This window comes from Staphylococcus debuckii, from assembly GCF_003718735.1.
Taxonomy (GTDB): Bacteria; Bacillota; Bacilli; order Staphylococcales; family Staphylococcaceae; genus Staphylococcus; species Staphylococcus debuckii.
On record NZ_CP033460.1, the window covers coordinates 1281779 to 1303702 of the forward strand.

Annotated in this window: 21 protein-coding genes; 19 read left to right on the plus strand and 2 right to left on the minus strand. The window is 38.6% G+C overall.

Annotated features, from left to right (window positions below):
- Position 1 precedes the first annotated feature (1 nt).
- The 5 genes from CNQ82_RS06060 (at position 2) to CNQ82_RS06080 (ending at position 5201) form a co-directional block, all read left to right on the plus strand.
- Positions 2–745: a Stp1/IreP family PP2C-type Ser/Thr phosphatase gene (locus CNQ82_RS06060; RefSeq protein ID WP_123144523.1), complete on the plus strand. Its 744-nt coding sequence runs from the start codon at positions 2–4 to the stop codon at positions 743–745.
- Positions 745–2784: a Stk1 family PASTA domain-containing Ser/Thr kinase gene (gene pknB / locus CNQ82_RS06065; protein ID WP_123145651.1), complete on the plus strand. Its 2040-nt coding sequence runs from the start codon at positions 745–747 to the stop codon at positions 2782–2784. The genes CNQ82_RS06060 and pknB overlap by 1 nt, the downstream gene beginning before the upstream one ends.
- Positions 2785–3006: 222 nt before the next feature.
- Complete coding sequence (gene rsgA / locus CNQ82_RS06070; RefSeq protein WP_123144524.1) at positions 3007–3882, plus strand: ribosome small subunit-dependent GTPase A; 876 nt, start codon at positions 3007–3009, stop codon at positions 3880–3882.
- Entirely contained in the window at positions 3882–4535 is a 654-nt protein-coding gene (gene rpe / locus CNQ82_RS06075; protein WP_123144525.1) for a ribulose-phosphate 3-epimerase, read from the plus strand. The genes rsgA and rpe overlap by 1 nt, the downstream gene beginning before the upstream one ends.
- 24 nt (positions 4536–4559) lie before the next feature.
- Entirely contained in the window at positions 4560–5201 is a 642-nt protein-coding gene (locus CNQ82_RS06080; protein ID WP_123144526.1) for a thiamine diphosphokinase, read from the plus strand.
- 81 nt (positions 5202–5282) lie between these two features.
- Here CNQ82_RS06080 and CNQ82_RS06085 read toward each other — a convergent pair whose 3' ends face one another.
- A complete protein-coding gene (locus tag CNQ82_RS06085; protein ID WP_123144527.1) occupies positions 5283–5645 on the minus strand; it encodes a hypothetical protein in 363 nt (120 codons plus the stop codon).
- A gap of 187 nt (positions 5646–5832) precedes the next feature.
- Positions 5833–6021, minus strand: coding sequence for a 50S ribosomal protein L28 (gene rpmB, locus CNQ82_RS06090; protein ID WP_015900097.1), 189 nt, complete (start codon positions 6019–6021; stop codon positions 5833–5835).
- Between the two features lie 334 nt (positions 6022–6355).
- Here rpmB and CNQ82_RS06095 point away from each other — a divergent pair, with 334 nt between their 5' ends.
- From CNQ82_RS06095 to CNQ82_RS06160, 14 genes are all read left to right on the plus strand, one after another.
- Positions 6356–6730, plus strand: coding sequence for an Asp23/Gls24 family envelope stress response protein (locus tag CNQ82_RS06095; RefSeq protein ID WP_095105711.1), 375 nt, complete (start codon positions 6356–6358; stop codon positions 6728–6730).
- Between the two features lie 12 nt (positions 6731–6742).
- A complete protein-coding gene (fakA, locus tag CNQ82_RS06100; protein ID WP_123144528.1) occupies positions 6743–8386 on the plus strand; it encodes a fatty acid kinase catalytic subunit FakA in 1644 nt (547 codons plus the stop codon).
- A gap of 182 nt (positions 8387–8568) precedes the next feature.
- A complete protein-coding gene (gene sdaAB, locus CNQ82_RS06105; RefSeq protein ID WP_123144529.1) occupies positions 8569–9234 on the plus strand; it encodes an L-serine ammonia-lyase, iron-sulfur-dependent subunit beta in 666 nt (221 codons plus the stop codon).
- Between the two features lie 15 nt (positions 9235–9249).
- On the plus strand, positions 9250–10119 hold the full coding sequence (gene sdaAA, locus CNQ82_RS06110; protein ID WP_123144530.1) for an L-serine ammonia-lyase, iron-sulfur-dependent, subunit alpha: 870 nt from the start codon (positions 9250–9252) through the stop codon (positions 10117–10119).
- 1 nt (position 10120) lies between these two features.
- Positions 10121–12178, plus strand: coding sequence for an ATP-dependent DNA helicase RecG (gene recG / locus CNQ82_RS06115; RefSeq protein WP_123144531.1), 2058 nt, complete (start codon positions 10121–10123; stop codon positions 12176–12178).
- Positions 12179–12291: 113 nt separating this feature from the next.
- A complete protein-coding gene (gene fapR / locus CNQ82_RS06120) occupies positions 12292–12855 on the plus strand; it encodes a transcription factor FapR (RefSeq protein WP_095105705.1) in 564 nt (187 codons plus the stop codon).
- A gap of 1 nt (position 12856) precedes the next feature.
- A complete protein-coding gene (gene plsX, locus CNQ82_RS06125; protein ID WP_123144532.1) occupies positions 12857–13837 on the plus strand; it encodes a phosphate acyltransferase PlsX in 981 nt (326 codons plus the stop codon).
- Positions 13837–14763 carry an ACP S-malonyltransferase gene (gene fabD, locus CNQ82_RS06130; protein WP_123144533.1) on the plus strand — a complete coding sequence of 309 codons (927 nt, stop codon included), beginning with the start codon at positions 13837–13839 and terminating at the stop codon, positions 14761–14763. Before plsX ends, fabD begins: the two co-directional genes overlap by 1 nt.
- Positions 14756–15493, plus strand: coding sequence for a 3-oxoacyl-[acyl-carrier-protein] reductase (gene fabG, locus CNQ82_RS06135; protein ID WP_123144534.1), 738 nt, complete (start codon positions 14756–14758; stop codon positions 15491–15493). Before fabD ends, fabG begins: the two co-directional genes overlap by 8 nt.
- Positions 15494–15627: 134 nt before the next feature.
- Complete coding sequence (locus CNQ82_RS06140; protein ID WP_123144535.1) at positions 15628–15861, plus strand: acyl carrier protein; 234 nt, start codon at positions 15628–15630, stop codon at positions 15859–15861.
- A 191-nt stretch (positions 15862–16052) separates the two neighbouring features.
- A complete protein-coding gene (rnc, locus tag CNQ82_RS06145; protein ID WP_420876469.1) occupies positions 16053–16721 on the plus strand; it encodes a ribonuclease III in 669 nt (222 codons plus the stop codon).
- A 42-nt stretch (positions 16722–16763) separates the two neighbouring features.
- Positions 16764–20333, plus strand: a complete 3570-nt coding sequence (smc, locus tag CNQ82_RS06150; protein ID WP_123144537.1) for a chromosome segregation protein SMC — start codon at positions 16764–16766, stop codon at positions 20331–20333.
- On the plus strand, positions 20330–21595 hold the full coding sequence (gene ftsY, locus CNQ82_RS06155; RefSeq protein ID WP_123144538.1) for a signal recognition particle-docking protein FtsY: 1266 nt from the start codon (positions 20330–20332) through the stop codon (positions 21593–21595). Before smc ends, ftsY begins: the two co-directional genes overlap by 4 nt.
- The gene (locus tag CNQ82_RS06160) at positions 21582–21914 is read left to right on the plus strand and encodes a putative DNA-binding protein (RefSeq protein WP_015900110.1); all 333 of its coding nucleotides are present in this window, start codon (positions 21582–21584) and stop codon (positions 21912–21914) included. The genes ftsY and CNQ82_RS06160 overlap by 14 nt, the downstream gene beginning before the upstream one ends.
- Positions 21915–21924 lie beyond the last annotated feature (10 nt).

Sequence of the window (21924 nt, forward strand, 5' to 3'; positions counted from 1 at the left end):
TATGCTAAACGCACAATTTTTTACAGACACAGGACATCATAGGGAAAAGAATGAAGATGCAGGCGGCGTATTTTACAACCAAACCGAACAGCAATTGCTCATTTTATGTGATGGAATGGGCGGGCATAAAGCCGGCGAGGTTGCGAGTCAATTTGTGGTCAATAGAATTCAAGAATTATTCGAAGAAGAAAATCTTGTTGAAGAAGACCAAGCAGAAGATTGGCTGCGCGCAACACTGCAGAAAATTAATAGAGAATTATACCACTATGCTTCTACAAATGAAGCATATCGCGGCATGGGCACAACAGCTGTAGCAGCGCTTGTCTTTGATAATCGCGTGGTGATCGCCAATATTGGCGATTCACGTGCTTATTTAGTGAACAGTCGCAGTATTGAACAAATTACGAGCGATCATTCTTTTGTTAACCACTTAGTGATGACAGGCCAAATTACTGAAGAAGAAGCATTTACACATCCTCAACGTAATATTATTACGAAAGTGATGGGGACGGATAAAATGGTGATTCCAGATGTTTATATTAAGCGTATTAATTTTTATGATTACCTTTTATTGAACTCTGACGGTTTAACAGATTTCGTACGTCCAAATACCATACAAACGCAGTTATCAGAACCGCTTCCTCTAGAAGAACAAGGAGAGACACTCTTGAATCTAGCGCAAGAGTATCACTCTACGGATAATGTCAGCTTCGTATTAGCTGAAATAGAAGGTGACAAGGTATGATGATCGGTTCAATAATCAATGAGCGATATAAAATTGTTGAGTTTCTTGGCGGAGGCGGCATGAGCAATGTCTACCTCGCTGAAGATTCAATTCTCAATCGCAAAGTTGCTGTAAAAATGATTCACATTGCACCACATGAAAAAGAGGAAATGATTCGCCGCTTTGAACGAGAAGTACATAATACCTCTCAGTTATCACATGAAAATATCGTCAATGTGATTGATGTTGGAGAAAACAATGAATATTTTTATTTGGTAATGGAATATATCGAAGGACCTACCTTATCTGAATATATTAAGACGCATGGGCCGCTCAGTATTGAGACTGCAATTAACTTTGCAGAACAAATTCTGGACGGGATTCAGCATGCCCATGAAGCGGGAATTGTACATAGAGATATAAAGCCGCAAAATATTTTAGTCGATCGTCATAAAACCTTGAGAATACTAGATTTCGGTATTGCAAAAGCTTTAAGCGAAACGGCTATGACGCAAACGAGTCATGTTCTGGGCACAGTACAATATCTATCCCCAGAACAAGCGAGAGGCGAATCTACAGATATGACTACCGATATCTATTCAATCGGTATCGTACTCTATGAAATGTTAGTAGGAGAACCGCCGTTTACAGGTGAAACTGCGGTAAGTATAGCGATTAAACATATTCAAGACGCCATGCCTAATGCGACAGATCAACGTCCAGAAATACCACAGGCGCTTAGTAACGTCATTTTAAAGGCTACGGAAAAGAATAGAAATGACCGCTATCAAGATACAGAGAGTATGAAAAGAGATTTAAGCAGTGTACTTAAAAATTCAAGAGCGAACGAATCAAAGTACGTGTCTGAGGAAGCCGCTGCAAAGACGATTGAAATTGATAAGGATGCGATTGCTAAGCAAGCGAGTCCTGGACCCGAAGCACAACGCAATGCATCGAAACAAGAAGCAGAACCGTTGAATGAAACGATGCAGATTCCTATTGTGGAACAACAGAAATTCCAAGGAGGAGAAGGTCCGATTTATGAAATGCCGAAGAAAAAACGCTCGAAGAAGAAAAAGTTTTTCTTCGCACTCATCTTCTTCTTTTTACTTGCTGGTCTGATTACATTCTTAGCGTTCGGTATGTTTGGAGATAAATACATTGAGACGCCTGATTTAAGAGGGAAATCTGAAGCCCAAGCGCAGCAGATATTAAAAGAACATCATATCAAAGTTGGGAAAACAACTAGAGCGTACAGCGATAAATATCAGGAAAATCAAATCGTCACTACTGATCCTGCGCCTGGCAAACGTGTTGCAGAGCATGGAACAGTCAATATCGTACTTTCAAAAGGGCCTCAAAAAGCGCATATGCCTAACTTATATGGTATGACAAAGGCAGACGCTTTGGACGCCTTGAAGAAACTCGGATTTAAAAATATCTCAATTAATCAAGAATACTCTAAAACTAAACTTGAGCGCGGCTTGATTGAAAATCAAAATATCTCAGCTGATGCTTATGTGCCAATCAAAGATACAAATATCGTATTGACCGAATCTCTAGGGATTAAACAAGTTTATGTAAAAGACTATACAGGCGAGTCCTATGACAAAGCTTCTAAAGAACTTATGCAAAAAGGCTTGAAGCCTGTAAAAGAGAAAGAAGAAAAAAGCGATAAAATTGAAAAAGGCAAAATTATATCTCAATCACCTACAAGTAAGTCTGTAGATGAAGATTCAACCGTGACCTTTGTGGTATCGTCAGGTAAAGAAGACAGTTCAGACAGTGAAAAAGATGAAGGTAAATCAGCAAGTTCTGATGACGTTAAACAAGTGACCGAAACGGTTAAGGTGCCTTATTCTGGAAAAGACGGCGATAGTCAGAAAGTAGAAGTCTTTGTACGTGATAAAGAACATCCAGGTACTTCATCTTCACAAACTTATAATATTACAAGCAGCCGTTCAGTTTCGATTCCTTTAAAAATAGAAAAAGGCAAAACTGCGGGTTATACAGTGCGTGTGGATGATAAAATCGTAGCCGATAAAGATGTCGGATATTAAATAGGTGAGAGCAGGAGCTGGGACAAAATGATGTCTCAGCTCTTGCTGTTTTTAAAGGCACAGTAGCTATCTGGATAATCAAAGTACCTAGCTACGTTCCATTTACCTTTATATTTCTCATATTCCTAAGAACATATAAATTGATATCGATATTTTCGTTAAATAGCCAAACCTTTGATATAATGAGGAGAAGAATACGAACGTAATAAGAGAGGTGTCTCGGTGAGAACAGGACGTATAATTAAGTCGATAAGCGGTGTCTATCGTGTGGATGCAGATGGTGAAATGTTTGATACGAAACCGCGCGGCTTATTCCGCAAGAAGAAATTTTCCCCGATTGTGGGAGATATTGTTGATTTTGAAATTGAAAATGTCACAGAGGGTTATATACAGCATGTACATGAAAGACGAAACGAGTTGAAGCGTCCGCCTGTGAGCAATATAGATCATCTTATTATAGTGATGAGTGCGGTTGAGCCTGATTTTTCAACGCAATTGGTAGATCGATTTTTAGTTATTGCGCATTCATATGGATTGAACCCCCGCATTATTGTAACTAAAAAAGATATGACTTCAGAAGAACAAATTCAACGCATAGAACAGTATCTAGTAATCTATCGCAATATTGGATACTCTACACAATTTGTCGGCAAAGATGATAATATCGAAGCCATCTTTGATGCGTGGGGAAGTGGACTAGCCGTGTTGAGCGGTCAATCCGGGGTCGGAAAATCTACTTTGCTGAATGCTTATCAACCCGACTTATCATTAGAAACTAACCAAATTTCAAAATCGCTTAATCGAGGAAAGCATACAACGCGTCATGTTGAGTTATTTGAACGTAAAGATGGCTTTGTTGCGGATACGCCTGGATTCAGTGCCCTTGATTTTGATCACATTCAAAAGGATGAAGTGAAAGATTATTTTTTAGAAATACAAGAATATGGACAAGCATGCAAATTTCGTAACTGCAATCATATTAGGGAACCGAAATGCAATGTCAAAGCGCAAGTTGAAGCGGGCAATATTGCACAATTTCGTTACGACCACTATGTGCAGCTCTTCGAGGAAATTGCAAATCGAAAGGAAAGATATTAATGGTTAAAGTATACCCATCGCTGTTATCAGCTGACTTTTTAAATTTGAAAGCAGAATTAGAATCTTTAGAGAAAGCCGGAGTAGACGGTGTGCATTTTGATGTGATGGACGGTCAGTTTGTACCGAATATTTCTATTGGATTACCGATACTAGAAGCGGTCAACGCTGGTACTGATTTAACAATAGATGTACATTTGATGATTGAAGACCCTGAAAATTTCATTCCAGAATTTGCGGCTAAAGGGGCGGATATGATTTCAGTACATGCTGAAGCGACGCCGCATATTCATCGCGCTATTCAACTTATTCATGCACACGGTGCTAAGGCTGGTGTAGTGATTAATCCTGGTACATCAGTGGCCATGATTGAACCGATTCTGCATGATGTAGATTATGTGCTGATTATGACAGTGAATCCTGGCTTTGGCGGACAAGCATTTATTTCGCAAAATATTGATAAGGTCAGTGCGTTGCATGCTTTTAAAGAAAAGCATCATCTAGACTTTGATATTGAAGTAGACGGCGGTATTAATGAAGTGACCGCTGAACAATGTGTGGATGCAGGTGCCACAATGTTAGTAACAGGTTCCTATTTCTTTAAACAAGATGATTACAGCAAGGTTGTTAAAGCCTTGAAAAGACAAGATAATTAAGTAATTGAACGGCAGGTGATGGGCATGAAAATCAATTTATTATGTGGGAATCGCAATCTTCCTGAAAAAATATTACAGACCAAAGCAGATGAAGCATGGGGCGGAATTGACCGTGGCGCGTTAATCTTAGTACAACAAAATATCCAACCCGTCTTCTCATTAGGAGACTTTGATTCTGTGAATGATACTGAACGTTTAGAACTCAAAGAAAAATTAGATATCCATCCCGTTAAAGCTGAGAAGGCGGATACTGATTTAGGACTAGGCGTAGCAGAAGCGGTTGCACGCGGTTATGATGACATTTCAATTTATGGAGCAACGGGCGGTAGATTAGATCATTTCTTAGGGGCGTTGCAACTTTTGCAAATTCCGGATTATTTAGAAAGAGGCATAAAGGTTTCACTCCTAGATGACCAAAATGAAATTACTTATTTAAAAAAAGGGATTCATCGCGTAGATAAAAAGACGGCCGTTCCTTACATTTCATTTATACCTGCGAAGGAAGATACGATTATTTCGTTAAGAGGATTTAAATATCCTTTAGACCAAGAGAAGCTGTATCAAGGTTCAACTTTAACCATTTCTAATGAAATAGAGGAACCTGTAGCAGAGATTGAAATTGAAGTCGGTGCCTTAATTTGTATACGCAGCCATGATAACCGATAAATGAAAAAGGATGAAACAATTTTGAGTTGAATTGTTTCATCCTTTTAATTTGGTTCAAAGAACATTAATCATACCTCACGTTCAGCAATATAGTGCAGTCATTTCTGCGTCGTACGTTTCTTCTGGCATAATCGCACTTTTACGTTTTATACCGATGTCTTCTCTGATAATACCGTTTCTAGTTTTAGAATATTTTTTTACTTTCGCTTTGAATTTAACACGTTGATGCAAGAAGTCCTCAGCCAATGCATAATACTTATTTTTCTCATGCAGCCACAGATGATCGGTTTCGATGCCGTTAATCGTCACATCTTTTAACAAAATTTTGACATTTGATTTTGTGGTACTATAACGATCAAGTTTGTTAATGAGCATCACTTCTTTAATGACTCCAGTCACCGTAGCTTTTTTGTTGAGAAGCGGTTTAAGTTCTGTACGCGACATTTCAGCACCTCTTTTCTAAGTGAACTACTTTTATCATAGCATGTTAATAAAGAAAAGTCGGTTAAAATGATTTGAATAATCTGAAAACTAAATAAATATTATTAATGCATTCAATTTATTTATAAAAAATATACACATAAAAAAACGACCCGCCACATACGAGTCGTTTTTTCTGTGCATATATTTATTAAACTCTAGTAACTTTACCAGATTTTAAAGCACGTGCAGAAACCCAAACTTTTTTAGGTTTTCCGTCTACTAGGATTCTAACTTTTTGAAGGTTAGCATTCCATCTACGTTTCGTAGAGTTTAAAGCGTGTGAACGACGATTTCCAGTCGATGCTTTACGACCTGTTACGTAACATTGTTTACCCATGAAAGTACCTCCTTTAATAAATATAAACACACTGACTTATGATATACTTTGTAAATTTAACACATTTAGAGCGAAATAGCAATAAAAAATTATAGCCATAGAAGTTGTTTTCAGTTATTCTATACAAAGTAGAAAGTATGATATAATTCTTAAATGTGTATGTATGCGTTTTATCTACGCTGCATGTATTGGGAAGATAAACGAATACAGGGTTTGCCAAACAATCCGGCATATTAAATAAAGGCATAGAACGCGGTTTCATTATATAATAATAGTAATGATTGTAAGCCTTTATCCAGCAGCTTACCATACCTATCTTAAGGAGGAACAAATAATGACATTAGAAATTAACAATGAATACGGCAATATTGATGTTTCGAACGAAGTGATAGCTTCTGTAGTAGGCGGTAAAGCCGTAGAATGTTATGGTATTGTCGGAATGGCATCTAAACATCAAGTCAGAGACGGCATAGCTGAAATCTTAGGACAAGAGAATTATGCACGCGGCATTGTTGTGCGTTCTAGTGATGCAGCAATCGATGTTGATATGTATATTATTGTGAGCTATGGTACCAAAATTTCTGAAGTTGCTAATAATGTGCAATCAACAGTTAAATATACTTTGGAAAAGACTTTGAGTTTGAAAGTAAATTCTATAAATATCTATGTACAGGGTGTACGTATAAATAATTACGGCAAGAAACATTAGGAGGAACACATAATGATCAGCAGAATAGATGGTAAATTATTTGCCGATATGGTAGTTCAAGGGGCACAAAATTTATCAAATAATGCAGAAATCGTGAATTCATTAAATGTTTATCCCGTTCCAGATGGCGACACGGGAACAAATATGAACTTGACGATGACTTCTGGGAGAGAAGAAGTCGAACAAAATGCATCTCAACATATCGGCGCTTTAGGAAAAACTTTCTCTAAAGGCCTATTAATGGGTGCACGCGGAAATTCAGGCGTTATCTTATCACAAATTTTCAGAGGTTTTTGCAAACATATTGAAGATGCAGAGTCAATCGATGCGCAAGTTTTAGCAGAAAGCTTTGAAGCGGGTGTCAATACAGCTTACAAAGCAGTCATGAAACCAGTAGAAGGGACAATTTTAACCGTGGCAAGAGAATCAGCAGCTGCAGGTGTAGAAAGCGCTCAGCAGACAGAAGATTGCCAAGAAGTTTTAACAGCAATTATCACAAAAGGCGAAGAAGGACTTGAAAATACACCTAATCAACTTCCAGTATTGAAAGAAGTAGGTGTAGTCGACAGCGGCGGTAAAGGTTTGCTTTGTGTTTACGAAGGCTTTTTGAAAGCGATGAAAGGTGAGAAAGTAGAAGCGACTTCACCTAAATTGGACACAGAAACTTTCGTGAATGATGATCATGATTTCCATGGCGTCATCAACACAGAAGATATCGTGTACGGCTACTGTACTGAAATGATGGTGCGTTTCGGTAAAGATAAGAAACCTTTTGATGAAAAAGAATTCCGTGAAGATATGGCCCAATTCGGAGATTCCCTTTTAGTTATTAACGACGACGAAATTGTGAAGGTGCATGTGCACTCAGAACATCCTGGTGATGTCTTCAACTATGGACAGCAATACGGCGAATTAATTAAGCTGAAAGTTGAAAATATGCGTGAACAACACCGTAACGTTGTGAATAAAGAGAAATCAAAAGAAGAAAAAGCTGAACCTGTTGAAACGGCAATTATTGCGATTTCTATGGGCGATGGAATTTCTGAAATCTTCAAATCCATGGGTGCCACTTCTATTATTAATGGCGGTCAAACGATGAATCCATCTACTAACGATATTGTGAAAGCCATTGAAGAATCTGGCGCTAAAAAAGCCATTATCTTGCCAAATAATAAAAATATTCAAATGGCGAGCGATCAAGCTGCTGAGATTGTAGATATTGAAACTGTAGTAATTCCGACTAAGTGGGTCCCACAAGGTATTGCCGCATTATTCCAGTATCTTCCAGATGCTTCATTAGAAGATAACAAAGCAACAATGACTGAAGCAATCGAACATGTTCAATCTGGCGCGATTACTAATGCTGTACGTAATACTACAATTGATGGCATTGATATTAAAGAAGGAGAATTTATGGGGCTTAAAGAAGGTAAGATTGTCGTAAGCAATCCGACTCAATTAGAAGCTTCTAAAGTACTGCTTTCAAAAATGGTTCAAGAGGACAGCGAAATCGTGACAATTTTAACTGGTGAAGATGCAGAAGCTGAAACGACAGAAGCATTAACAGACTGGTTAGAAGCTGAATATCCTGATGTTGAAATAGATGAACAAGTAGGTTCACAACCTATTTATCCGTATTTATTCTCAGTTGAATAATGAATACTTTCATATTTAAATTCACTTGGAGTTTTGTACTCTGAGTGGATTTTTCTGTATAAAAGGGGATTATTTATTTTTTTATAATTTTTAGATTCGTACCTTGAAGAGATGCTAATTGAAATGGATGGATAATATAAGGGTTTGAATTTTTACAATAATCAAAATTTAAAGGGGTTAATATGAAATTTAAAAGTGTATTTGAAATTATTGGTCCGACAATGATAGGGCCGTCTTCTTCTCATACAGCAGGTGCTGTGAGAATAGGCCATGTTGCTAGTGCTTTATTCGGAGAACTACCAGAACGCGTTGATATATATTTGTATGGCTCATTTATGGAAACTTATCGAGGTCACGGTACTGACGTAGCTTTAGTTGGAGGTTTACTTGGCTACGATACAGATGACGAACGCATTATCACCAGTTTAGCAACCGCAGCAGAACAAGGAATGTCTATCGAATTTATTGAAATGCAGGAAGAAAAGAAATATCCGAATACGGTAGTGTTGGATTTGCAAAAAGCAGATAAACAACTTTCAATAGAAGGTGTTTCGATTGGCGGAGGTAAAATTGAAATTACTGCCATCAATAATTTTCCAATCAGCTTGAGTGGCGATTATCCTGCTTTACTCGTCTTTCATCAAGATACTTTCGGAACTATAGCCAATGTAACACGCATACTTGGCAACGACAGTATCAATGTGGGAGCCATGCAAGTGAATCGTAAAGAAAAAGGTGATTCAGCATTGATTATGTGTGAATTAGATGAAAAACCAAATGCTGCAATCATTAACGAAATACGTCAAGTCACTGGGGTGACAGCTGTCTTCTTGATGGAAAACAGCTGAGTCGGAGGAACAAATATGTTTAAAACTATAGAAGAACTCATACACAGATGCGAGAAAGAAAATAAAGTTATCTACGAAATTATGCTTGAACAAGAAATGCATGTAACTGGAGCATCAGCTGATGAAATATACGCTGGCATGAGTCATCATTTCCAAACGATGGAAAATGCAATAGAGCAAGGATTAGATGGCGTTTCATCAGTAACGGGACTGACAGGCGGAGATGCTGTTTTAATCCGCAAATATTTAGAAAGCGGGCAAGCGTTATCAGGACCGATACTGTTAGATGCAGTAAGTAAAGCTGTGGCGACTAATGAAGTAAATGCTGCAATGGGGAAAGTTTGCGCTACTCCTACGGCAGGTTCAGCAGGTGTAGTTCCTGGCGTGCTCTTCGCCATCAGACACCGCTTCAATCCCACTCAAAAAGAAATGTTGAACTTTTTACTTACTGCAGGAGCGTTCGGATTTGTAATTGCTAATAATGCATCTATTTCAGGTGCAGCAGGGGGCTGTCAAGCAGAAGTAGGCGCAGCTGCTGCTATGGCTGCGGCTGCCACGGTCGAAATGGCTGGCGGCACACCGCAACAGTCGGCTGAAGCTTTTGCAATTTGCATGAAGAATATGCTAGGTTTAGTATGTGACCCAGTAGCGGGACTGGTTGAAGTGCCTTGTGTGAAACGTAATGCAGCAGGGGCTTCAAATGCAATCGTGTCAGCGGATATGGCACTTGCAGGTGTATCATCGCGTATTCCGGCCGATGAAGTGGTAGGCGCAATGTACCGTATCGGTCAAACGATGCCTTCAGCGCTTCGAGAAACGGGACGCGGCGGTTTAGCTGGCACACCAACCGGCCAACGCTTAAAACAACAAATATTTGGTGATTAATATGTCTAAAGTCAATCTCATTGATCAACCTTATGCGTTAGATCAAATAAAGGGTTTAGGACCCAAACGCATTGCAGTATTAAATGAATTAAATATATATAATGTAGAAGATTTAGTGCTCTATCTGCCAGTTCGCTATGAAGATAATAGTATTGTAGATTTGAATGAAGCAGAGGATCAATCCACCGTGACAGTGACCGGCGAAGTTTATTCTACGCCCACTGTCGCTTTTTTTGGCCGCAACCGGTCTAAAGTAACAGTGCATCTCTTGATTAATAACATCGCCGTCAAAGCAGTCTTTTTCAATCAGCCTTATCTAAAAAAGAAAATCAATCTGCATGACCATGTAACCGTGAAAGGTAAGTGGAACCGCGGAAAACAAGAAATTAATGGTATGCGTATGTTTACGACAGGTTCAGAAGATCTGCAAAATGCTGACGGAGAACAATTAGACCCCGTTTATCGTATCAAAGAAGGCATTAAACAGAAGACGATGCGTGATATTATCCGCAAAGTATTGGATGATATTGAAATTCGTGAATGGCTGTCTGAAGATTTGCGTGAAAAATATAAATTAGAATCACTTGCCACTACCATTCGTGCCTTGCACTATGCTGACAATAAGAAAGCTTTACTGAAAGCACGCCGTACCTATGCTTTTACAGAACTGTTCTTATTCGAATTGCGGATGCAATGGTTGAACCGCTTAGAAAAAGCCAGTGATGAAGCCATTGAAATCAATTATGATTTAGAGCAGGTCAAACAATTTATTGAGGATCTGCCTTTTGAATTGACTGATGCACAAAAGCACAGTGTGAATGAAATCTTTAGAGACTTGAAAGCACCGCTGCGCATGCATCGTTTGTTGCAAGGTGATGTAGGCTCGGGTAAAACAGTCGTAGCTGCGTTATGTATGTTTGCCTTGAAAACAGCGGGTTATCAATCTGCTTTAATGGTGCCTACTGAAATCTTAGCGGAACAGCATGCTGAAAGTCTGACAGAATTGTTTGGCGACCGCATGAACGTAGCACTGTTAACTGGCTCTGTGAAAGGCAAGAAACGTCGTTTACTCTTAGAACAACTTGAAAATGGAACTATAGATTGCTTGATAGGCACACATGCGTTGATACAAGACGATGTGTCCTTTAATAACGTCGGACTCGTCATCACAGATGAACAACATCGTTTCGGTGTCAATCAAAGACAAGCACTGCGTGAAAAGGGTGCAATGACAAATGTCTTATTTATGACAGCGACACCGATACCTAGAACCTTAGCTATTTCAGTATTCGGTGAAATGGATGTTTCCTCTATTAAACAATTGCCTAAAGGACGGAAGCCTATTAAAACCATGTGGGCGAAACATGAACAATATGACGTCGTCTTAAATCAAATGACTTCAGAGTTGGAAAAAGGACGGCAAGCATATGTCATTTGTCCTTTAATTGAGAGCTCTGAACATTTAGAAGATGTCCAAAATGTCGTCGCATTGTATGAATCACTAGAAGAACATTATGGTGCAGGTCGAGTCGGCTTATTACATGGTAAAATGCCAGCTGATGAAAAAGATGAGGTCATGCAACGCTTTAATCGTCATGAAATAGATATTTTAGTCTCCACTACTGTAGTAGAAGTAGGTGTGAACGTACCGAATGCTACATTTATGATTATCTATGATGCAGATCGTTTCGGCTTATCAACCTTACACCAATTACGTGGTCGAGTCGGCCGTAGTGACCATCAAAGTTATTGTGTATTGATTGCTTCACCTAAAACAGAAACCGGCATTGAGCGTATGAATATTATGACTCAGACTACAGACGGTTTCGAATTAAGTGAACGGGACTTAGAAATGCGTGGGCCAGGCGATTTCTTCGGAGTGAAACAAAGCGGTCTGCCAGATTTCTTAGTTGCTAATATTGTTGAAGATTATCGAATGCTAGAAGTAGCCAGAGATGAAGCGGGCGAATTGATACAATCCGGAAGATTCTTTACAGATGAGTATGAAGTATTGCGCAATTTTGTCGAAGAGAATTTACTGCATACCAGCTTTGATTAAAATTATTTCTGTCCCGCTCCCGATGTGTTTTTTGTTGAGCATTTTTAAGAGAAAATGATATGATATGTAAGGAGTCTTAAGACTTGGTACTAAAATTAGGGAGGGAGAGAGAAATGAAGTTGAAAAAACAAGCACGACGAGATGCAATCAAGGAACAATTACAACAGAACCCCTTTATGACTGACAATGAACTAAGCGACTTATTTTCAGTAAGTATCCAAACCATACGCTTAGATCGGACTTACTTAAAAATTCCAGAATTAAGGAAACGTATTAAATCAGTAGCAGAACACAATTATAAGCACATCCGAGCGATTGAAGGCAATGAAATCATCGGTGATTTGATTCGTGTAGAACCTAATGTGACAGCAGAATCTTTAATTTATATTACTGAAGATTCTGTCTTTACACGAAATGATATTGCGCGCGGGCATATTTTATTTGCTCAAGCCAATTCTTTATGCGTAGCTTTGATTCAAAAGAATATGGTGCTGACACGAGACAGCCAAGTGAGTTTTTTAAGACAAGTCAAGTTGCATGATACGGTGCATGCTTTCGCACAAGTAACAGATTTCGGTAAAAAGTATATTACTGTGGCGGTATCGTCATATGTAAAAGATAAATGTGTATTTAAAGGTACATTCAAAATGTATTATTATAGCGAGGAGGAATCATGATATGGTGACATTAGCCATTGACATGATGGGTGGAGATGACGCACCTGGTATCGTACTAGAAGCGGTAGAGAAAGCGTTGAATGACTTCCCAGATTTACATATTATTTTGTTCGGAGATGAAAAGCAGTGCAATATTAAACATTCACGCTTAGAATTCCGTCATTGCTCAGAAGAAATTGAAATGACAGATGAACCTGTACGCGCCATTAAACGTAAGAAAGATAGTTCAATGGTCAGAGCGGCACAAGCAGTCAAAGACGGTGAAGCTTCAGGTTGCGTTTCAGCAGGAAACACAGGCGCTTTGATGTCTGCTGGATTATTTATTGTCGGCCGTATTAAAGGCGTAGCACGTCCAGCACTTGTGGTTACTTTGCCGACAGTTTCAGGTAAAGGCTTTACTTTCTTAGACGTAGGCGCTAACTCAGATGCTAAACCTGAACATTTATTACAATATGCGCAGCTGGGTAATATCTATGCGGAAAAAATCCGCGGTATTGGCGCGCCGAAAGTAGCGTTATTGAATATCGGTACAGAACCGAAGAAAGGTAACAGCTTAACTAAAGAAACTTATCAATTAATGAGCGCTGATCCATCATTCCATTTTTCAGGCAACGTAGAAGCTAAAACATTAATGGAAGATGCAGCGGATGTAGTAGTGACAGACGGATTTACAGGCAACATGGTCTTGAAGAATCTTGAAGGCACTGCGAAATCTATCGGTAAGATGTTCAAATCAACTTTACTAGGCAGTGTGAAAAATAAATTAGCTGCCTTAATCTTGAAAAAAGATTTAAGTGAAGTGATGAAAAAAATGGATTACGCAGAATATGGCGGTTCTGTATTGCTCGGCTTAGATGGTATCGTAGTCAAGGCACACGGCAGCTCGAACGCCAGAGCCTTTTATTCAGCCATTCGCCAAGCTAAAATCGCAGGAGAAGAACGTATTGTAGAAATAATGAGAGAAACGGTAGGTGAAGCATAATGGGCAAGACGGCCATTATTTTTCCTGGACAAGGTGCACAAAAAGCCGGTATGGCAAAAGATTTATACCAAGTTGATGCACAAGCGACAGAAATCCTAGATCAAGCACAACAAGCAGTAGACTTTGACTTATTGGAAACGATGTTCACAGATGCAGATAACACGCTAGGAGAAACAGAGAATACGCAACCCGCATTGTTGACACATAGTATTGCTTTATTGAAAGCTTTGGAAAACGTTGACGCAGATTATACAATGGGACATAGCTTGGGAGAATATTCTAGTTTAGTTGCAGCTAAAGTGCTTTCTTTTGAAGACGCAGTTAAAATCGTGCGTAAAAGAGGCGAACTGATGGCACAAGCATTTCCGAGCGGTGTCGGCAGTATGGCAGCGGTACTTGGCTTAGATTATGATGAAGTAGCTAGAATTTGTGAAGAATTGTCTGAAGAAGATTCAATTATCGAACCTGCCAATATCAATTCACCGGGTCAAATTGTAGTTTCAGGTCATAAAACAGCTATCGACCGCATTGTCGAACAAGGTAAATCACTAGGTGCGAAACGTGTGTTGCCATTAAATGTTTCTGGTCCGTTCCACTCATCTATGATGCAAGTGATTGAAAAAGACTTTGAAGATTATATTAATCAATTCGAATGGCATGATGCTGAAATTCCAGTAGTACAAAATTATCATGCGCAAGCAGAAACAGATGCAGAAGTCATTAAACAAAATATGGTGAAACAACTTTACTCACCAGTTCAATTTATCAAATCAACAGAATGGTTAATCGATCAAGGTGTCGACCACTTTATCGAAATCGGACCTGGCAAAGTATTGTCTGGTTTAATCAAGAAAATCAACAGAGATGTTAAATTAACTTCGATTCAAACACTCGAAGATGTTAAAGGATGGAATGAAAATGAGTAAAAGTGCATTAGTAACAGGTGCTTCTAGAGGTATCGGCCGTAGTATTGCATTGCAATTAGCGGATGAAGGCTATAATGTAGTAGTCAATTATGCCGGTAATACAGAGAAAGCAGAAGCAGTTGTGGAAGAAATCAAAGGCAAAGGTGTGGACGCTTTTGCGATTCAAGCTAACGTAGCGCATCCTGATGAAGTTAAAGAAATGATTCAAGAAGTTGTTTCGAAATTCGGTTCATTAGATGTTCTCGTCAATAATGCAGGTATCACACGTGACAACTTATTAATGCGTATGAAAGAGCAAGAATGGGATGACGTAATTGATACGAACTTGAAAGGTGTCTTCAACTGTATCCAAAAAGCGACACGTCAAATGATGAAACAACGCAGTGGTGCTATTATTAACTTAACAAGTGTAGTAGGCGCAGTCGGCAACCCTGGACAAGCGAACTACGTAGCCACTAAAGCAGGTGTTATCGGCTTAACGAAAACAGCAGCTCGTGAACTTGCATCACGTGGTATTACTGTGAATGCAGTAGCGCCAGGTTTTATTGTTTCTGACATGACTGATGCTTTGAATGACGATCTTAAAGAACAAATGAAATCTCAAATTCCGCTCGCTCGTTTCGGTGAAGACACAGATATTGCAAACACTGTTGCTTTCTTAGCTTCTGACAAAGCTAAATATATTACTGGACAAACGATCCATGTCAACGGCGGCATGTTTATGGAATAATTCCCTTTTTAATTAGCATAATTTGATAGAAGTAGTGCGATTACACTAATTTATGGGTAAACCTACTTGTATTATTGATAATAAAATGGGAAAATAATAGAGTCGTATAGGCTTGTTAAAGGAGGTGAATCGACGTGGAAAACTTCGATAAAGTTAAAGATATCATCGTAGACCGTTTAGGTGTAGATGCTGACAAAGTAACTGAAGATGCATCTTTCAAAGATGATTTAGGCGCTGACTCACTTGACATCGCTGAATTAGTGATGGAATTAGAAGATGAATTCGGTGCTGAAATCCCTGATGAAGAAGCTGAAAAAATCAATACAGTTGGTGACGCAGTTAATTTCATCAACAACCTTGATAAATAATGAAAATATTATCTGAGTCGTCTCTTTCAGCGACTCAGATTTTTCTTTTGTTTTAAGACAAATTCACGTAAAATGAGTAACATAGACAGAGTATAAATTCCTATATTGATAGAAAAAAAGGAGGTCTTTTTTTGACCAATCACAAGAAAGAAGCATTACTTCAAAATTTCAATAAGAAATTTGCGGATAAAATGCAAATGCTAAATTTAAACTACGATAATTTACCTCTTTACCAACAAGCATTTTCACATTCAAGCTTTATCAATGATTTCAACATGAATCGTCTCGACCATAATGAACGTTTGGAATTTCTTGGAGATGCGGTATTAGAATTGACGGTTTCACGCTATTTATTCGATAAGTATCCAGAATTACCAGAAGGCAACTTAACTAAAATGCGCGCGACAATTGTATGTGAACCCTCACTTGTAATATTTGCGAATAAAATCCACTTAAACGAACTTATCTTATTAGGAAAAGGTGAAGAAAAAACAGGAGGACGCACTAGACCTTCATTAGTGTCAGATGCCTTTGAAGCCTTTGTAGGCGCTTTATATTTAGATCAAGGTCTAAAAGCAGTTTGGCAGTTCGCAGAAGAAGTCATCTTCCCGCATGTAGAAGATGATAAACTGATGGGAGTAGTGGATTTCAAAACACAATTCCAAGAATTAATTCACCGTCTCAGCAAAGGAAATGTAACCTATCGCTTAATTCATGAAGAAGGACCAGCGCATCATCGTCTGTTCACTTCAGAAGTATTATTAGAAGATGAAGCTGTAGCGACAGGCCAGGGCAGAACCAAGAAAGAATCAGAGCAAAAAGCTGCTGAAAAAGCATACAATACTATGAAAAAGCAATAAGTCACAGATTGTCAGAACAGGAATAAGGAGAAAGAAAATAGCATGGTTTATTTAAAATCAATCAATGCCTTCGGTTTCAAATCGTTTGCGGAACAGACTGAGGTTAATTTCGACCAAGGCGTGACGGCAATCGTAGGCCCGAACGGCAGCGGCAAGAGTAATATCACTGATGCAATCAAATGGGTGCTCGGTGAACAATCAGCCAAATCCTTACGTGGTTCGAAGATGGAAGATATTATTTTTTCCGGCGCAGAACATCGTAAAGCACAAAATTATGCTGAAGTACGTTTGAAATTGGATAATCATGCACATCAATTAAATGTTGATGAAGATGAAATTATCGTAACACGCCGCCTATATCGCAGCGGTGAAAGTGCGTACTATTTAAATAATGACCGCGCACGTTTAAAAGATATCATTGAGCTCTTCTTGGATTCAGGATTAGGCAAAGAAGCGTTCAGTATTATTTCTCAAGGACGTGTAGATGAAATCTTAAATGCGAAACCCGCTGATCGTCGACAAATCATTGAGGAATCGGCAGGGGTTTTAAAATACAAGAAACGTAAAGCAGCTTCTGTTCAAAAACTAGATCAAACGGAAGAGAATTTAACACGTGTGGAAGATATTCTGTACGATTTAGAAGGCCGTGTAGAACCGTTGAGAGAAGAAGCAGCAATTGCTAAAGAATATCAGCATCTCTCAAGCGAAATGAAAAAGAGTGATGTACTTGTCACTGTTCATGATATTAACGATTATCAAGAGGCCATTCAAAAAGCAGACGAACAGTTGAATATACTGAAGAGTCAACAAGCGCAAAAAGAAGCAGACAAGACCTCTTATTCTAAAACATTGACCAAATATAAAGCAGAGTTGAATCAACAGAATGATGATATTGAACGTTTGAATTATGAGTTGGTACAGACAACTGAAGCCGCTGAAAAATTAGCGGGTCAATTAAATGTCTTAGAAGAACGTAAAAAGAACCAATCGCAAACGAATGCACGTTATGAAGAAGAACAAGCAGCTTTAGAACAACAAAAGTTACAATTAGAAACTGAGCGACAAGAGGCTGAAGCAGCTCAAGATGAACTTGTACGCAGACAAAAAGAACTTGCCGGCGAAATTAAAGGTTTAGAAGACAAATTATATATCAATGATACAGATCATGATGAAGAATTAGAAAATATTAAAAATCAATACTATGACATCATGTCTGAACAATCCGAAGTGAATAACGACATCCGCTTCTTAGAACGTACTATCGAAGAAAACGAAGCGAAACAATCAAGATTAGACAGCCGTTTATTAGAGGCGTTCAATCAATTAAAATCAATCCAATCAGAAATTACAGAAATTGAACAACAATACCAAGTACGCCAACAGACTTTTAAACAGTTAGAGGCTGAACTGCAAACCTGTGAAGAAAAGCTTGCAGCTGCTAAAAATCAACAAACTGCAGAAGAAGAAAGACTTTATCAAGCATATCGCTATAATGACAAGTTGAAGGCTAAAATTGAAAGTTTATCAAGTCGTGAAGAAGATTATACTTATTTCTTCAACGGAGTTAAACATGTCTTGAAAGCAAAGGACAAAGAGTTGTCGGGCATTCATGGAGCGGTAGCTGAGGTCATTGAAGTTCCTTCAAATTTAACGACTGCCATTGAGACTGCATTAGGTGCCTCCATGCAGCATATCATTGTAGATAATGAAAAAGATGGTCGCCAAGCAATTCAATTTTTAAAACAAAATCATTTAGGCAGAGCAACCTTCCTACCACTGAATGTCATTCAAGCCAGATATCTGAATCAAGAAATCAAGATGACTGCAGCGCAAGCAGAGGGTTATATTGGAATCGGTGCTGAATTGATTCATACCCAACCTCAATATAATAACGTGATTGCCAACTTATTAGGTACTACGATTATTGTGGATGATTTGAAGCATGCCAATGAATTAGCGCGAGCGATTCGTTATCGTACACGTATCGTGACGTTAGAAGGGGATATCGTAAACCCAGGCGGCTCTATGACAGGCGGAGGCCAACGTCAGACCAAAAGCATCTTAGCGCAGAAAGATGAACTTGCACAACATCGAGAGCAGTTGAAGCAATATGAGCAGCAAACGGCGCAATTCGAGCAAGAAGTGCAGCAAATTAAAGAAACGGCTAATCAATATAGCGAAGATTATTTAGAAATCAGCCAGCGGTATAATCTTGAAAAACAAAGTATGCATGATTTATCTTTAGAATTGGATCGCTTAAAGACGAGTGAATCACATATTAAAAGTGAACATGAAGAATTTGAATTTGAGAAGAATGACGGTTATCAAAGCGAAACCAGCCGTCAAACGCTAAAAGACAAAGAGTTACAAAAACAAGCGTTAGCAGACAAACTAGCAGAATTAGAAAAGCAAATTGAAACATTAACTAAGCTTTCAAAAGAAGGTAAAGAAAGTTCAACACAACTGCAACAACAATTGCATCAGAAACAATCAGATTTAGCAGTCTTGAAAGAACGTATTAAGACAGGACGTGAGCAGTTAACACGCTTAGATAAGCAACGTGAACAAAATCGCCTACAACAAGAAAAATTGGCAGAAGATATTCAATTATTTAATTCTGATGAAGTGACAGGCCAGAAAGCTTTCGAAACGATTCAAGCAGACATTGAAGTGAAAAAGGAAGAAAAAACAGCCTTAAGCAGCCGTTTAGCAGAGTTGAAAGAACAACGTCAAGCCACTAATGCAGAAATTGAAGAATACGATGCCTTACTTCAAGAAGCGCATCGCGATATCCTATCTATAGAAAATAGTTATCAAGATATCAAAGCAGAACAGTCTAAATTAGATGTACTGATTGACCATGCGATGGATCACTTAACTGAAGATTATCATCTGACTTATGAAGCGGCACGCGAATTATACGAACAAGATGAGCCAATTGAGGCATTGCGTAAAAAGGTCAAACTGACTAAAATGTCGATTGAAGAACTCGGGCCAGTGAACTTAAATGCGATTCAACAATTTGAAGAAGTCAATGAACGCTATACTTTCTTAGACGAACAGCGTACTGATTTGCGTGAAGCGAAAGCAACGTTAGAACAAATTATTAAGGAAATGGACGAAGCAGTGATTGATCGCTTTAAAACGACTTTCCATGCTGTCCAGGGTTATTTTTCAGAAGTGTTCAAATCACTATTCGGCGGGGGTCAGGCAGAACTGCGCTTAACGGATGATGATTACTTAACTGCCGGGGTAGATATTATTGTACAGCCGCCCGGTAAGAAATTGCAGCATCTTTCATTGTTAAGCGGCGGTGAACGTGCACTAAGTGCGATTGCGCTACTCTTTGCTTTATTGAAAGTCCGTTCAGCTCCATTTGTTATACTAGATGAAGTAGAAGCGGCATTAGATGAAGCCAATGTGATTCGTTATGCGAATTATTTGAAGCAACTATCAGAGAAGACACAATTTATTGTGATTACGCATAGAAAAGGAACAATGGAAGCGGCAGACCGTTTGTATGGTATTACGATGCAAGAATCAGGTGTCTCTAAACTGGTTAGTGTGAACTTAAATACGATAGATGAAGTGTTGAAGGAGGAAGAAAAATGAGCTTTTTTAAACGATTAAAAGATAAATTCTCTGGAAAGTCATCCGATGAAGAGAAAGAACTGAAAGATTTAGACCAAGAAGATCAAGAATCTGAGTCCTCGAAGGAAGAATCAGAATCTAAAGCTGAACCGAAATCTACCTTGCCAGAAGATCAACCTAAAGAAGAGAAAAAAGAAGCGCCGAAAGATGACTTTGATTTCGACGATGGTTTAATTTCTATTGAAGAATTTGAAGAAATTGAATCGCAAAAACTAGGTGCGAAATTCAAACAAGGTTTAGAAAAATCACGTGAGAATTTCCAAGAGCAATTAAATAACTTGATTGCACGTTATCGTACAGTAGATGAAGATTTCTTCGAAGCCTTAGAAGAAATGCTGATTACAGCAGATGTCGGTTTCAATACCGTAATGGAATTAGTAGATGAATTACGTACAGAAGCTCAACGTCGCAATATTAAAGAAACATCCGACTTGAAAGAAGTTATCGTCGAAAAAATCGTTGAAATCTATGAACAAGAAGATGACCACTCAGAAGTCATGAACTTAGAAGACGGCCGTTTGAACGTCATCTTAATGGTAGGTGTCAACGGTGTCGGCAAAACAACAACAATCGGTAAATTAGCACATCGTTATAAAGCTGAAGGTAAAAAAGTAATGCTTGCAGCAGGAGATACTTTCCGTGCGGGTGCTATTAATCAGTTGAAAGTATGGGGCGAACGTGTCGATGTTGATGTGATCAGTCAAAGCGAAGGTTCAGATCCAGCAGCAGTTATGTACGATGCGATTAATGCGGCTAAAAATAAAGATGTGGATATCTTAATTTGTGATACTGCAGGACGTTTGCAAAATAAAGCTAACTTGATGAATGAATTAGAAAAAATGAAACGTGTTATCGGCCGAGCAGTACCTGATGCACCGCATGAAGTATTGTTATGCTTAGATGCGACTACAGGTCAAAATGCTTTATCACAAGCGCGCAGCTTTAAAGAAGTGACGAACGTTACAGGTATTGTATTAACGAAATTAGACGGCACTGCCAAAGGTGGTATCGTCCTAGCAATTAGAAATGAATTGCATATTCCTGTTAAATACGTGGGTCTTGGTGAAAAACTCGACGACTTGCAACCATTCAACCCAGAAAGCTATGTTTACGGCTTATTTGCTGACATGATTGAAGAAACAGTCGACGAATACAAAGAAGAACATGGTGAACCGGTTGAACGTGGAGAAGACGGCGAGGCATCATCTCATGAGCAAAAATGATTTAGTTAAAACTTTGCGGATGAATTATTTGTTTGATTTTTATCAAGCATTACTCACAAAAAAGCAGCGTAATTATTTAGAACTCTTTTACTTGCAAGACTACTCATTGAGTGAGATTGCAGATACATTTGATGTGAGTCGGCAAGCAGTATATGATAACATAAGAAGAACTGGTGATTTAGTAGAAGATTATGAAACTAAATTAGAGCTGTATTCTAAATTTGAGCAGCGCCGTGAAATTTATAATCAAATGAAAGCATCTATTGAAGATCCGGATGCCTTGAAACGATATATTGAAGAACTAGAAGAATTAGAATAATAAGGAGGTC